Origin of the sequence: Shewanella sp. BJSY2023SW007 (genome assembly GCF_047314525.1) — a bacterium.
GTDB lineage: Bacteria > Pseudomonadota > Gammaproteobacteria > Enterobacterales > Shewanellaceae > Shewanella > Shewanella chilikensis.
This window is the reverse complement of sequence record NZ_JBKORL010000092.1, coordinates 25,638-39,850: the sequence shown is the minus strand read 5'-3', so window position 1 is coordinate 39,850 and position 14,213 is coordinate 25,638. Positions and strand designations below refer to the sequence as shown.

Here is a 14,213-nt window from a genome sequence, read left to right as displayed (position 1 = left end):
GTGGCACTAAGTAGTAACGCCAACACCCAAGAGCCCAACAGACGCCACTTGGGTGCCCTTGATGATGCCCTGCTTTTAGGGATCATGGGGGTACTGGCGGCCTGTGGTCTGATATACGAATACCTGCTTTCCCATTATGCCGGGCGCATTTTGGGCGCCCTCGAGGCGGCCATCTACACCATGATAGGCTTGATGATAGTCTCCATGGGCTTGGGGGCCTTTGCCGCCCGCAAGATAAAGTGCGCCTTCAGTGGCTTTGCAGTATTGGAATTGACTGTCGCCTTGCTGGGCTCTCTGGCGATTCTGATCACCGCAGCTGTCATCGGTTTTGGCCACGAGCTGCCGGAACTGATAGGACGAACCCTGGGACTACCGCCGGATCATCTGCCTCAGGGTGGCTTTATCGGCCGTTTTCAGGAGTTGTCCCGCTACCTGCCCTATTTCTGGGGTGTGTTACTCGGTTTAATGATAGGGATGGAGATCCCGCTCATTGCCAGGGTGCGTCAGGCTCTTTCCGAAGAACACCTGCTGCACAATGCCGGCACCATTTATGGCGCCGACTATATAGGCGCAGGTGTCGGCGCCGCGCTTTGGGTCGGCTTTATGCTGGCGCTGGATATCCAGCTGGCTGCCGCCATGACCGCCGCCTTTAACCTCTTGGCCGGATTTATCTTTATTATCCGCTTCAGGGACAGGATCCGCGCCGCCAACTGGTTACTGGCGGCACACGTACTGGCCACAGGAGTGCTGCTGATGCTGGCCATTAAGGGGCCGACTTGGGAGCAAGGGTTCAACAACCTCCTGTATAAAGACAAGGTGGTCTATGCCAAGGCTACCCGGTTTCAGCAACTGACCCTGACCAAACGCCTGATGGGTAACCATCTGCCACCTGTTTACTCCCTCTATATCAATGGCAGGTTGCAGTTCTCCTCCAGTGATGAACATATCTATCACGCCTTCCTGGTACATCCGACTCTGGCGGCAAGCGCCCGTCACGACAAGGTGTTGATCATAGGCGGCGGTGATGGATTGGGCTTGAAGCAGGTACTGAAATGGCAACCCAAGCAGGTCACTCTGGTGGATCTCGATGCCGAGATGGTCAAGCTATTCAAAGAACCCGGGGCTGACGTACCGGAAGATCTCAGGACAGCATTGCTCGGCCTCAACGGCAACGCCTTTGCCGATCCCAGGGTGGAAACGGTTTTCGACGATGCCTTTAACGGTGTCGACCGCTTGCTGGCCCGCGGCGATAAATACGATGCCATCATAGTGGATCTGCCTGATCCCTCCCATCCGGATCTCAATAAGCTCTATTCAGACCTGTTTTATAAAAAACTCAGGGAACTTTTGAGCGCGGATGGAGCCATCAGTATACAGTCCACCTCGCCTTACCATGCGACCAAGGCCTTTATCTCTGTAGGCAAGACCCTTGCGCTGGCGGGATTCAAGGTGAATCAGTATCACCACAATGTGCCCAGCTTTGGCGAATGGGGCTGGACCATAGGGACACTCAATGGCCAGGACGCCAAGAGCCGGCTGCAGCAGATGCAGCAACTGCCGGTAGAGGATGACTGGTTGACGCCCGGACTTATTCGCGGCGCCTTCGAGTTTCCGAAACAGTTTTACACTAAGATGGACCAAGTTCAGCCCAACACCATAGGCTCACTGCAGCTGTATTACTACCACCTGCAGGCATGGACAGATGAACAGGGTGTAGCAACCTTTTAAACAGGCAAAGATAACGCTTGACATATTATGTCTCGATGTTATCTTTAAACGCAGACATAATATGTCAAAGAGGACAAATATGAATATTCACACTATTGCCAATCATTTAAATGGACTTGGCGACAACAGCTCTACTGGGTTCCAGTTTGACTGTTACCCCATTGAAGGGGATGTAGAAGTGTTGCAGGTCAATGTGGTTGGCCGTGAAGAGATCCCCGTATTTGTTTCGGTAACGGAAAACCAAATCCTCTGCATCAGTTATCTCTGGGGAGAGGATGAACTCAAGCAGGAACGCCGTGCCGAGATGTTTGAAACCATGTTGGAACTCAACATCCCTATGCCACTGTCTTCATTCGCCAAGATTGACGATAAGTATGTGGTTTACGGTGCACTCTCCCTGCAATCGAGCATGCTGGAAATAGAGCAGGAACTCTCTGTCCTGTCTGACAACTGTCTCGAAGTCATTGACGAACTGGTCGACTTTTTGAAATAAGGAGCCAAATCATGGGCATACTGAACAAAATTCTTACAGCATTCCGCGGTGGGGCCAACGAAGTCGGCCAAAGCATAGTGGATGCCAATTCAACCCGCATCTTCGAACAGGAGATCCGTGACGCCGAGAAACACCTCACCAAGGCCAAGCGTGAACTGACAGATGTGATGGCCAAAGAGATGCAAGCCAGCCGTGAAATCGATCGCATTAAACGTGCTGTCGCCGAGCATGAAGGCTATGCCACTCAGGCACTGGAAAAAGGCAATGAAACCCTGGCACTGGAAGTGGCCGAGAAAATTGCCCAGCTGGAAATGGAACTGGCCGAGCAACAAACTGCCAACGACAGCTTCAGTGCCCATGCTGCCCGCCTGAAAGATCTAGTGAAGAAGACCGAACGCCAGCTGGCCGACTATCAGCGCCAGTTGAGCATGGTCAAGACCACTGAAAGCGTGCAAAAGGCCACGGCTTCCATTACCGACTCTTTCGCGTCAAGCAACTCCAAGCTGCTCAACGCCAAAGACTCACTGGAGCGTATCAAGGCACGTCAGCAACAGTTTGACGACCGCTTGAAGGCTGCCGAAAACCTGGAAGCCGAGAACAGCGACCAATCGCTGAAAGCCAAGCTGGCTGAAGCCGGTATCGGTGAGCAGAAGAGCAACGCCAGCGATGTGCTCGAGCGTTTGAAAGCCAAGAAAGGCTGATAACCTATGGGATTCTTTGGCAGCCTGTTTGGCAAAAAAGAAACTCCAGTGCGTCAGCTTAAGCACCCATCAGAGCTGCAAAAGGGCGATATGATCTCCCTTGATGACAGCTTTGCCCTGCCCGCGCATCTGCGCGGGCAGCAGCTTAGGGTCGAAGCCGTCAATACCTATGAGTATCAGCGCAGTCAGTCGACTGAATGGGTACTCAAGGGGCACAGCGGCGAAGCCATCTATCTGGGGCTGGATGAAGACGACGAAACCTGGCTGGCTTTCTCGCTGAAGATAAGCCGCGCTCAGGTGGATGCCTTATTCGATCTGGATGATTTCTCCGCCATCTTCGATGAGCCGGGGAAAGCTGAGCTGAGTACCAAGGCACTCACTGCCGAGACTGAGATGCTTGAGCAATGGCTCGGGAAACACTACCATCAGGTCAGTTTTGCTGAGTTTGGCTATTTCCACCGGGAAGATTACCGTGGACTCAGGCCTCCTCAGGATGCTGACGGTGCAACAGGTGATGCCTTCGAAAGCTATCAGTTGCTGGATGACGATGAGTCTCGCGCTGTGGATATCGAAGTCTATGAAGGAGGCGAAACCGACGTTGCGCTGACCCTTTACCGCCCCCTCAGCGATATTCGTGACTACTGGCCAGGAGAATAATGCGGCATGAGCAAGAACCACCCTTATCCGGAAAAATGGTTACAAAACCAAAAGGCTGCCAAGGCGACTCAGGTAGCATTCGATCTGGATGAAAGGTTTCAATACTCTATCCGCAAGGCGGCCCTGGATACAGGTGTCAGCCCTTCAGATCAGATCCGCATGATATTGGGTTTATCCGTGGCCAAGCGTCCCAAGCGGCCACGGTTAACCGTTTCGCTCAGTCCTGCCGACTATGTCCAGCTCGCCGAAAAATACGGCTTGACGCCGGATGCACAGCTAGAAATTAAAAAACGGGTATTGGAAGACCTGGTACAATTCGTAGACGAACAATAAACACGCGCGTTTACAGGAAACGGTAAGTCTTTTACCCTGAAAGGATATCTAGTTTTTCAATGGAAGAACCAATGCCGGATAAATCTCGCTGGTTCCTGAAGCCGCCTGTTCAAGTATCCCCTTTCGAATTGGCGATGATGTTATTGTCGCTGATTTCTGTGGTTGTGATCCTGATCATGACCTTTGTCCCTGTCGATCCCGAAACCCACAAGCTACTGTTTTACATCGATACGGGTATCTGTTTTATCTTTATGAGTTATTTTCTGATAGGGCTTTTCCGGGCAGAAAATCGACTCGCCTACATCAAATACCATTGGGTCGACTTTGTCGCCAGTATTCCGGCGATTGAAGCGCTGCGCTTCGCCCGTTTATTCCAGATCCTCCGGGTATTGCGGCTCATTCGCATGAGCAGTTCCCTGATAGGGCCACTACTAAAACAAAGGCGTCAGGCCACCATCGCCAGTCTACTGGTGTCCATGGTGACTATCATCACTATCGCCTCGGTCATGATGTTGCTGGTGGAAAGCGGCGTCGAAGGCGCCAATATTCAAACCGCCGAAAACGCTATCTGGTGGGCGATTGTGACTATTTCAACCGTAGGTTACGGTGACTTTTACCCTGTGACGACAGTAGGCCATGTGATAGGTGGCGTAGTCATCGTCTGCGGGGTCAGTTTCTTCGGGGTTATTTCCGGTTATATGGCATCGCTGTTTGTCGCCCCCGATGAGCAAGAGAGCCTGGAAAACCAAAGCAAGGTCATTAAGAGCGAGTTGGATCTGGTACTCGAACGTATGGAAGCTAACCAACAACAGATGCTGACGGAAATCGCCGACTTGAAACAGAAGTTGGCGCAGCAACAGCGGGACGAATAGAATCAACTAAGAAGGACGCCGAGGCGTCCTTCTTAATGCTTACTCGCGAGCGATTCGTCCGGAACTCTTACCAGGCATCAGCGCCAGTAAGGATGTTGCTGCAGCGCCATCTTACGGGATTGTTCCATAGCAAAAGTCAAACTCTGCTGTTTGTCGGCCAGGGCTTCGGCAAACTCAGGCGCCAACTGCTCGGCCATGACATAAGCGCCAAGACTAATGATCCCTTGACTCAAATCCTGCCAGGGCGCGCGGAAACTATCACGAGCCTTGGATGAGTAGAGACTGCCATAGGCCAGCCCCACCAAAATACCTTCATCTAAAGCGGTAGCCAGATTCAAATAATCATCACGGCTGAGTTCATCCCCCGGCATGGCCGCGAGCAGCTTTTGCCAGGAAGCCTCCTGCAGACCGTCACAGGTTCCCCGCAAACCTCCGGCCACGACTATCTGCATCTCACCACTGGCGAGCTCGAGCAACATGTTCACCAGTTGCAACTGCAGCTGACCATAGCGGCAATCCTGCCATAGCGCTTGCAAGCGGCTGCGGAAATCCATCTTTTGCAGCTGTTGCAATGCCCGTTCACGCACATCATCTGCATCGGCCAACTTACCAAGCAGCAACTTATCCTGGGCCAAACGCGTGAGATAATTGGCTTCTGTTACAAAGCCGAGTTGCTGCTCCAGCCAGGCAAATCCCGCATCTGTCTGGCTGTTGCCCAGAGTAAACTGCCCCAAAGTCAAGCGCAGCAGGCGCACACAAGAGCGCAGACGCTGCCACAAGAGCGCTTGCCCTGACGGATCATCAAAACTCTCGGCAATCATACCCTCCAGCAATTGCCAACGCTCCAACGCCGTTTCCAGCACCACCAAGAGTGTTGCCTTGATATCACTATCACAAGGCAAGCTGATATATTGCAGCGCCTCCAACGCCAGTGGACTGGCCTGCTGCGCCAGGCGATAGCCTCGCTGCGCCTTACTGGCCTTCCCCAGGCGCAGAGGCACATTGGCTGCCACCAGCTGTGCCAGCGGTAAGAGATCGGCCGCCCGGCCCCGCTTGAGTTCAAACTCCAACTCACAAAGCGATTCGCTCCGTCCCCCGGCAGTGATAGTGCCGGTATCCAGTGCCAGCTCTATCAGACTCTCCCCCTGAACAACCAACCAGCAGCAACGCTGAAAATCGGTATGAAACAGGCAACCGAGCCGGGCTTGCAGTGCGTCGATGTCGGTATTCTCAGGCCAGATTTCAGCAGGAAACAGCGATAAAATAGGGCTGTTAACATCAATATCGACATTGTATTCCGGTCGACTGTGGATCCCACCGCTGACCCGGCCGGCTGTTTTTATGGTCTGTTCCCGCTTGCCGTCACATCCGCGGACTCTAAGCCCCATATCCAGCTGACGCAGTGCCAGCTCGGGCGTATCATAATAGCCATTACTCAACTGTCGGCATCCCTGGGGTGTGGCGGCAGGTAAGGAGTTCAGAAATGTAGTCAGGTGACTGACTTCTGCGGCGGGGAAAAAGAGCTTAAGTTCTATCTCATTTTGTTGATTGTCGGCATCCATGGTGCACTACTGCTCATTTTGTCATCAAAAATTCATCATCTCGTCATGCAAAGGTCACAATGTCATATTGTTGTCACAAAAATGACCTAGGATTATCCTGTCGGGTGATATATAACCCGATAGAATAAAAACTGACGTGTTTTCTGTAAAAACACAGTTTCAATAAGCGGACGCTTGGGTTAACATTCGCCCGCATTTCCAATAGTGGAATAACCTAAATAGGTAAACGGCTATGCCAGTAAACTCTATTTTAGGCGTGTTTGCAAAATCGCCGATAAAACCTCTGCAAGAGCATATAGACAAAGTATACGATTGTGCTTCGCTACTCGTGCCCTTCTTCGAAGCGACCATAGCTGAAGATTGGGACAGTGCGGTCACTATTCGCAAGAAGATCAGCCAAGAGGAAAAAGAAGCTGACTTTCTTAAACGCGAAATCCGCCTGACACTGCCAGGTGGCTTGTTTATGCCAGTAGAAAGGACTGACTTACTGGAGCTCCTGACCCAACAGGACAAAATCGCTAATAAAGCTAAAGATATTTCCGGTCGAATCATCGGCCGCCAACTGCTTGTTCCTCAAACCATCCAAACCCCATTCATCGCTTATTTGCAGCGCTGCCTGGATGCAGTCGCCCTGGCCAAAGAAGCGATCAACGAGCTCGATGATCTGCTGGAAGCAGGCTTTAGAGGCCGTGAAGTGGATTTGGTAGCCAAAATGATCAGTGAACTCGATGCTATCGAAGAAGACACTGATGATCTGCAAATTCAGGTGCGTCGACAGCTGTTCGCCATGGAAGCTGAACTTAATCCTATCGATGTCATGTTCCTCTATAAGATAATTGAGTGGGTTGGTGACCTGGCAGATCTTGCCGAACGTGTCGGTTCCCGCCTTGAGCTGATGCTGGCTCGCGTCTAACAAACAAAAGGTTATCAAGGTAACAACATGGTTGATGTATTAGTCACCTATGGCCCATGGCTCATAGGTATCGCGGCTGTTTTCGGGTTTCTTATGGCCTGGGGCATTGGGGCCAACGACGTAGCAAATGCTATGGGTACGTCTGTTGGTTCAAACGCTATTACCATTAAGCAAGCGATTATTATCGCAATGATCTTTGAATTCGCCGGCGCCTATCTGGCCGGTGGTGAAGTCACTAGTACCATACGGAAAGGGATCATAGATTCCGCTTTCTTCATAGATAGTCCCGAGCTACTGGTCTACGGCATGATAGCCTCTCTGTTGGCTGCGGGTATCTGGCTGGTAGCCGCATCAGCTCTGGGCTGGCCGGTTTCCACCACTCACTCTATCGTGGGAGCCATCATAGGCTTTGCCGCTGTGGGTGTTGGCACTGAAGCCGTTGCCTGGGGCAAAGTCGTTGGTATCGTTGGCTCTTGGGTCGTCACCCCGGCCATCTCAGGCTTTATCGCCTTTATGATTTTCCAGAGCGTACAAAAACTGATTTTCAATACTGAAAACCCTTTGGAAAACGCTAAACGTTATGTGCCTTTCTATATGGCATTTGCCGGCTTTGTGATGTCCTTGGTTACCATCACCAAAGGATTGAAACACGTTGGTCTCAAGTTCAGCACTGTAGAAGCCTATCTGTTGGCACTGGCGATCGCCATTCTGGTGGGTATTGCGGGTAAAATCGCCATCAGCCGTCTGAAGATGAGCAGCAAAAATGATCGCCAGACCAACTTCGGCAACGTTGAACGAGTCTTTGCCATTCTGATGGTTGTTACCGCCTGTTGTATGGCTTTTGCCCACGGCTCCAACGACGTGGCCAACGCTATTGGCCCATTGGCTGCAGTAGTTTCTGTGGTAAACAGTGGCGGTGCCATTGAAGCCAAGGCACCGCTGGTTTGGTGGATCCTGCCTCTGGGTGCCGTCGGTATCGTTATGGGACTGGCCATCTTCGGCAAGCGCGTAATGACCACCATAGGTAAGAATATTACTCACTTGACCCCAAGTCGTGGCTTTGCCGCCGAACTGGCCGCGGCCTCAACCGTGGTTATCGCCTCGGGTACAGGCTTACCTATCTCTACCACTCAAACTCTGGTAGGTGCGGTATTGGGTGTGGGCATGGCCAGGGGTATTGCCGCCATCAATATAGGTGTGGTTCGCAACATTGTAGTTTCATGGGTCGTGACCCTACCAGCCGGTGCCGGCCTGTCTATTCTGTTCTTCTTCACTATCAAGGGTGTGTTCGGTTAACAGAAGTAGCATTAGAAATCACGGTAAATATCATGATTATAAGAGGGAAGTCGAATGACTTCCCTCTTGCATTGAAGCCTTCAAATCCCTAGCATGTGGGCAGTATTTTGCGACAGAGAATGACTAAGTGTTAAGACTCCTGACTCTCATAGGGATGATGCTCCTGTCTCCCACCCTATTGGCCCAAGGCCAGACGCGCTATATTTCGGACGATGTCTACATCTACATTCATGGTGGACCCGGCACTCAATACCGGATCCTGGGTAGTATTGAAGCCGGTCAACAGGTAAGCGTTTTACCTGAGCGCCAAGGCGATTACACCAAGATTATCGACCATAAGGATCGCGAAGGCTGGGTTCTGACCAGCATGATATCCAAAGACAAATCGCTGCGTTTTCGCGTCTCTGAGCTGGAAAGCCAATTGACCGAAGCCAAAGGCCAGCTCGCTGGGCTTCAGAACGAAAATGGCGATTTCAAGGGCGAGCTGGGTAGCCTCAAGTCTCAGTTGAGCAAGGCCCAGGCAGAACTGGCAGAGGCTAGCACAGAACGCGATGAAGCCATTGCCAAGCTCAAGTCAATGAAAGATAACGAACGTTTTCGTATGTGGCAGGAAGGCGGACTTATCGCCGCCCTGGGTTTAATCCTCGGGGTCATTCTGGTTTACATGCCAAGACCACAGCGACGCAAGAAAGATCGTTGGATGTAATAGCATTTTTCCCTTCTCAAAGGCCAGTGTTTAAAACCACTGGCCTTTTGTTTATGTGACTTTACAGCTGGGGTGCGTAAAGCCAATTAAACAATTTTCACATTCCCGCCAAGATTGGTGTCACAGATCACATTTTGATTGTATAATCGGCGCGCGCAAGCGCCAATATTGTATACAAAATTAATAAAGCGTCTTTTGCGTCAGACATATTCCAGGTAATTCGAGCAGTCCTTAACTGCCCCCAACCGGCTTAGATGGAAGCGATAACTATGTTCAAAGCGAGTGAAGTTCTGGCAGGCCACTATGATAGCGCCAATCTCGACGAACTCTTTAAAGCCATCAGTGACAACTATATTGTCGACGAAGAGCAATATTTGTCCGATCTGATCAAGCTAGTCCCGTCGAGTGACGAAACCATTGAGCGTGTGACCCGTCGCGCCCACGACTTGGTCAGCAAGGTTCGTCAATATGACAAAAAAGGTCTGATGGTAGGTATAGACGCTTTTTTACAGCAATACAGCCTTGAGACTCAGGAAGGCATCATACTCATGTGCCTGGCCGAAGCCCTGCTGCGGATCCCGGATCCGGAAACGGCCGATGCCCTGATTGAAGACAAGCTCTCAGGAGCCAAATGGGACGAGCATCTGTCAAAGAGTGATTCAGTATTGGTCAACGCCTCGACATGGGGCCTGATGCTGACGGGCAAAATCGTCAAACTGGATCGCAACCTGGATGGCAGTCCAAGCAACTTATTGAAGCGCTTGGTTAATCGCCTGGGTGAGCCGGTGATCCGTCAAGCCATGTATGCCGCCATGAAGATCATGGGCAAACAGTTCGTACTCGGCCGCACAGTTAAAGAAGCACTAAAAAACAGTGAAGACAAGCGCAAACAGGGCTATACCCACTCTTACGACATGCTGGGTGAAGCCGCACTGACCCAGAGAGACGCCCAGAAATACTTCCAGGATTACTCCCACGCCATCAGCGAATTGGGGGCCCAGCAGTACGATGAATCCCAGGCGCCCAGACCGACGATTTCCATCAAGCTGTCGGCGCTGCATCCCCGCTATGAAGTGGCCAATGAAGACAGAGTCATGTCCGAGTTGTATGCCACAGTGATCAAGCTGATTGAGCAGGCTCGCAGCCTGAATGTCGGTATCTCTATCGATGCCGAAGAGGTAGACCGTCTTGAGTTGTCGCTCAAGCTGTTCCGCAAGCTATACAACTCTGAAGCCGCCAAGGGTTGGGGCCTTTTGGGCATAGTGGTGCAGGCATACTCCAAACGGGCCCTGCCTGTACTCCTGTGGCTAACCAAGCTTGCCAAAGAGCAAGGTGATGAAATCCCGCTGCGACTGGTGAAAGGCGCTTATTGGGACAGCGAACTCAAGTGGGCTCAGCAGGCAGGTGAAGCCGGTTACCCCCTCTACACCCGCAAGGTGGGAACGGATCTGTCCTATCTGGCCTGTGCCCGCTTCCTGCTGTCGGACAAGACCCGCGGTGCCATCTATCCACAATTTGCCAGCCATAACGCCCAGACAGTCGCTGCCATCAGCGATATGGCCGGCGATCGTGAGTTTGAATTCCAGCGTCTGCACGGCATGGGACAGGAACTATACGACACTATTTTGGCGGAAAGCCGAGCTCGCACCGTCCGAATTTATGCGCCGATAGGTGCCCATAAAGATCTGCTGCCCTATCTGGTGCGCCGTCTGCTGGAAAACGGTGCCAACACTTCATTTGTGCATAAGTTGGTGGATCCCAACACGCCTATCGATTCACTGATCACCCACCCTCTGGTGACAGTCAAACAATATAAAACCCTGGCCAATAACAAGATAGTGAAGCCTGCCGACATCTTTGGCAGTGAACGCAAAAACTCCAAGGGACTCAATATGAACATTCTCTCTGAAGCCGAACCCTTCTTCGCAGCACTGGATCAGTTCAAGACTCATCAATGGCATGGCGGCCCGCTGATCAATGGTGAAACCCTGAGCGGCGAGTCAAAGGCGGTTGTCAGCCCCTATGACACAACACAAACCGTCGGTCAGGTTATTTTTGCCGACGACCAAGCCGTTGAGCAGGCCATCAGTTCAGCCGTCGCAGCTTTCCCCGCCTGGTGTCGCACACCGGTGGCACAGCGCGCCAACGCGCTGCAAAAACTGGCCGACCTGCTGGAAGAAAATCGCGAAGAGCTGATAGTGCTCTGTACCCGCGAAGCCGGCAAGAGCCTGCAGGACGGCATAGATGAAGTCCGTGAAGCCATCGACTTCTGCCGCTACTATGCGGTGCAGGCCAAGAAGATGATGAGCAAGCCCGAGCTGCTCCCTGGGCCGACCGGTGAATTGAACGAGCTGTTTGTTCAAGGCCGCGGTGTCTTTGTCTGTATCAGCCCCTGGAACTTCCCGTTGGCGATTTTCCTCGGTCAGGTGACTGCTGCCCTTGCTGCCGGCAACACAGTTATCGCCAAACCAGCCGAGCAAACCTGCCTTGTGGGTTACCGCGCCGTACAGCTGGCCCATGAAGCCGGGATCCCCAAAGAAGCGCTGCAATTCCTGCCGGGCACAGGCGCCAGTGTCGGCGCCGCACTGACCAGCGACGAACGTATCGGCGGCGTCTGCTTCACAGGTTCTACCGGCACGGCCAAGGTGATCAACCGCGCTCTGGCTGCCCGCGAAGGCGCCATCATTCCACTTATCGCCGAAACAGGTGGTCAAAATGCCATGGTGGTGGACTCCACTTCCCAACCGGAGCAAGTGGTCAACGATGTGGTTGCCTCTTCCTTTACCAGCGCTGGCCAGCGCTGCTCGGCGCTGCGGGTACTCTATCTGCAGGAAGATATCGCCGAACGGGTGCTGGAGATCCTCAAGGGTGCCATGGATGAACTCAGCATTGGCTATCCAGGTTCAGTGAAGACAGATGTCGGCCCGGTGATCGATGCCACAGCCAAGGCCAATCTCAACGCCCATATCGAGCACATAAAACAGGTAGGCAAGCTTATCAAACAGGTGGAGCTGCCCGCTGACTGCAAGGATGGCCATTTCGTTGCGCCAACCGCGGTGGAAATCGATTCCATCAAGGTGCTGGAGAAAGAACATTTCGGCCCGATACTGCACATTATCCGTTTCAAAGCCTCAGAGCTGGACAAGGTGATTGCCGATATCAACAGCACAGGCTTTGGCCTGACTCTGGGGATCCACAGCCGCAATGAAGGCCACGCCCTGAGCGTTGCCGACCGAGTCAATGTAGGTAACGTCTATATCAACCGTAACCAGATTGGCGCCGTGGTGGGTGTGCAGCCCTTCGGTGGTCAGGGGCTTTCCGGCACAGGCCCCAAGGCTGGCGGGCCACACTACCTGACCCGCTTTATGACGGAAAAGACCCGCACCAACAACATCACAGCCATAGGTGGCAATGCCACTCTACTGTCACTGGGTGATGCGGAATAATCTCCACCCATGAAAAAAGCCAGGAATAGTTTCCTGGCTTTTTATTACCTGCTCACGGCAAACAAACTCACGCTATCAGCTCTTGGCTTCCTCGGGACAAAAGTTGTCCATCACCAGAGCGCAGGCGGCATCGCCGGTAATATTCAGCGATGTACGTATCATGTCAAATACCCGGTCGAGGGCAAACAGCAGTGGCAGTCCATCAATAGGGATCTTGGCCGCCAGTAATACGGCCACCACCAGGAAAGAAGGTCCCGGCACCCCGGCCTGGCCAATAGCGCCCAAAGTGGAAGTGAATATAATAGCCGCATAGGCGGCAAGGCTCAGATCAATGTTATACATTTGAGCAAAGAACATAGCGACCAAACCATAGTAAATGGCGTTGCCGCTCATATTGATGGTGGCGCCCAACGGCAATACGAAAGAAGCTGTGGCTTTTGAGACCTTCAACTCCTGCTCACAAGTTTCCATATTCACCGGCAAGGTTGCCATGGAGGAAGCCGTAGACAAGGCCATCACCTGAGGCTTTTTCATTGCACTGATAAAGCGCGCCGCCGACACCTTGGAAAACAGCTGCACCATCAAGGGGAAGAAGATGAAACCGTAAATCAAAATCGCCCCAACGAAGACGATGAACAGTTTAAATACCACCTCAAGAGCGTCAAAACCAAAGGTGCCGACTGAGTCGGCCATCAGACCGAATACCCCTATGGGTGCCACCAACATGACACAGTTGATCATCCAGACCATAGCCTCTGTGATAGCATTGAGCGCCCCAAGGATCGGCTTGGCCCCATCGCCCTTGACCTTGGTCAGTGCTATGCCAAAGAAGATACTGAACACCAGGATCTGTAAAATATTCCCCCCGGTCAGCGACTCAAACACATTGGTTGGTATCATGCCAATGAAAGTATCCATTACACCTGGTAGATCACCCTGTTCTTTGGTGACTTCCATTAGGTCAGTCATACTGTGAGCAGTAAAATCAACCCCCTTACCAGGTTGAAACAGGTTTCCCAGCACCAATGCCAAGGTGACTGCGATCCCCGAAGTCACAATAAAGAAGCCGAATGTTCCTAGACCGATTTTCCCAGCCGAAGGGGTATCCCCCAGACTGGCTGCACCTGAGATGATAGCCACCAATACCAGCGGTATGACCAACATCTTGATCAAATGGATAAAAATAGTCCCCAATGGGGCAAACATGCTGGCATCCTCACCAAACCACCAGCCGACAGCCGCCCCCAAAAACATGGCAATCACGACTTGCACGCCGATATTGCCAATCCAGTGTTTGTTATTCATTGTTATGTCTCCGCCGCACAAGGGCGTCATCTTGTCAAAATCAAAGCGGGCAAAGGTACCACATTCAAGCCAATCGCTTCCGTGAGTTTTCTCGACTCAGGCTCAACAATTAGTCAAAAATGGCAAAAGATGCAAAGAGAATTTAAAATATTCAATTCTCTTTGCATTTTAATGAGGAAAGCTTAAATAAACTCGCTTTAT

The 14,213-nt window shown here is 52.1% G+C and carries 12 protein-coding genes; 10 read left to right on the top strand and 2 right to left on the bottom strand.

What is annotated here, in order from left to right; all coding sequences use genetic code 11:
* The 6 genes from ACMHXE_RS15995 (at position 1) to ACMHXE_RS15970 (ending at position 4,784) form a co-directional block, all read left to right on the top strand.
* Complete coding sequence (locus ACMHXE_RS15995; protein ID WP_101052651.1) at positions 1–1,728, top strand: polyamine aminopropyltransferase; 1,728 nt, start codon at positions 1–3, stop codon at positions 1,726–1,728.
* A gap of 79 nt (positions 1,729–1,807) precedes the next feature.
* Positions 1,808–2,221: a YjfI family protein gene (locus ACMHXE_RS15990; protein ID WP_025010359.1), complete on the top strand. Its 414-nt coding sequence runs from the start codon at positions 1,808–1,810 to the stop codon at positions 2,219–2,221.
* 11 nt (positions 2,222–2,232) lie between these two features.
* Positions 2,233–2,922, top strand: coding sequence for a PspA/IM30 family protein (locus tag ACMHXE_RS15985; RefSeq protein WP_025010358.1), 690 nt, complete (start codon positions 2,233–2,235; stop codon positions 2,920–2,922).
* A gap of 6 nt (positions 2,923–2,928) precedes the next feature.
* Positions 2,929–3,579 (top strand): hypothetical protein, encoded by a 651-nt coding sequence (locus tag ACMHXE_RS15980; protein ID WP_039034530.1) that lies wholly within the window; start codon positions 2,929–2,931, stop codon positions 3,577–3,579.
* Between the two features lie 6 nt (positions 3,580–3,585).
* On the top strand, positions 3,586–3,912 hold the full coding sequence (locus ACMHXE_RS15975) for a hypothetical protein (protein ID WP_100144902.1): 327 nt from the start codon (positions 3,586–3,588) through the stop codon (positions 3,910–3,912).
* Positions 3,913–3,983: 71 nt separating this feature from the next.
* On the top strand, positions 3,984–4,784 hold the full coding sequence (locus ACMHXE_RS15970; protein WP_101052654.1) for an ion transporter: 801 nt from the start codon (positions 3,984–3,986) through the stop codon (positions 4,782–4,784).
* 77 nt (positions 4,785–4,861) lie between these two features.
* Here the strand turns inward: ACMHXE_RS15970 and ACMHXE_RS15965 are convergent, their stop codons facing one another.
* The gene (locus ACMHXE_RS15965; RefSeq protein WP_167398127.1) at positions 4,862–6,346 is read right to left on the bottom strand and encodes an inorganic triphosphatase; all 1,485 of its coding nucleotides are present in this window, start codon (positions 6,344–6,346) and stop codon (positions 4,862–4,864) included.
* Between the two features lie 232 nt (positions 6,347–6,578).
* On the opposite strand from ACMHXE_RS15965, the gene ACMHXE_RS15960 reads away from it, so the two are divergent.
* From ACMHXE_RS15960 to putA, 4 genes are all read left to right on the top strand, one after another.
* Complete coding sequence (locus ACMHXE_RS15960; RefSeq protein ID WP_039034527.1) at positions 6,579–7,259, top strand: TIGR00153 family protein; 681 nt, start codon at positions 6,579–6,581, stop codon at positions 7,257–7,259.
* A gap of 27 nt (positions 7,260–7,286) precedes the next feature.
* The gene (locus tag ACMHXE_RS15955; RefSeq protein WP_101052656.1) at positions 7,287–8,555 is read left to right on the top strand and encodes an inorganic phosphate transporter; all 1,269 of its coding nucleotides are present in this window, start codon (positions 7,287–7,289) and stop codon (positions 8,553–8,555) included.
* A gap of 127 nt (positions 8,556–8,682) precedes the next feature.
* Entirely contained in the window at positions 8,683–9,261 is a 579-nt protein-coding gene (locus ACMHXE_RS15950) for a TIGR04211 family SH3 domain-containing protein (RefSeq protein ID WP_101052658.1), read from the top strand.
* Positions 9,262–9,515: 254 nt separating this feature from the next.
* Positions 9,516–12,707 carry a bifunctional proline dehydrogenase/L-glutamate gamma-semialdehyde dehydrogenase PutA gene (putA, locus tag ACMHXE_RS15945; RefSeq protein WP_189577738.1) on the top strand — a complete coding sequence of 1,064 codons (3,192 nt, stop codon included), beginning with the start codon at positions 9,516–9,518 and terminating at the stop codon, positions 12,705–12,707.
* 75 nt (positions 12,708–12,782) lie between these two features.
* Here putA and ACMHXE_RS15940 read toward each other — a convergent pair whose 3' ends face one another.
* Complete coding sequence (locus ACMHXE_RS15940; RefSeq protein ID WP_101052662.1) at positions 12,783–14,012, bottom strand: dicarboxylate/amino acid:cation symporter; 1,230 nt, start codon at positions 14,010–14,012, stop codon at positions 12,783–12,785.
* Positions 14,013–14,213 lie beyond the last annotated feature (201 nt).

Coding starts and splice junctions, on each gene's coding strand:
- ACMHXE_RS15980 (WP_039034530.1), top strand. CDS start 2,929: ATGGGATTCTTTGGCAGCCTGTTTGGCAAAAAAGAAACTCCAGTGCGT.
- putA (WP_189577738.1), top strand. CDS start 9,516: ATGGAAGCGATAACTATGTTCAAAGCGAGTGAAGTTCTGGCAGGCCAC.
- ACMHXE_RS15955 (WP_101052656.1), top strand. CDS start 7,287: ATGGTTGATGTATTAGTCACCTATGGCCCATGGCTCATAGGTATCGCG.
- ACMHXE_RS15940 (WP_101052662.1), bottom strand. CDS start 14,012: ATGAATAACAAACACTGGATTGGCAATATCGGCGTGCAAGTCGTGATT.
- ACMHXE_RS15990 (WP_025010359.1), top strand. CDS start 1,808: ATGAATATTCACACTATTGCCAATCATTTAAATGGACTTGGCGACAAC.
- ACMHXE_RS15960 (WP_039034527.1), top strand. CDS start 6,579: ATGCCAGTAAACTCTATTTTAGGCGTGTTTGCAAAATCGCCGATAAAA.
- ACMHXE_RS15970 (WP_101052654.1), top strand. CDS start 3,984: ATGCCGGATAAATCTCGCTGGTTCCTGAAGCCGCCTGTTCAAGTATCC.
- ACMHXE_RS15975 (WP_100144902.1), top strand. CDS start 3,586: ATGAGCAAGAACCACCCTTATCCGGAAAAATGGTTACAAAACCAAAAG.
- ACMHXE_RS15985 (WP_025010358.1), top strand. CDS start 2,233: ATGGGCATACTGAACAAAATTCTTACAGCATTCCGCGGTGGGGCCAAC.
- ACMHXE_RS15965 (WP_167398127.1), bottom strand. CDS start 6,346: ATGGATGCCGACAATCAACAAAATGAGATAGAACTTAAGCTCTTTTTC.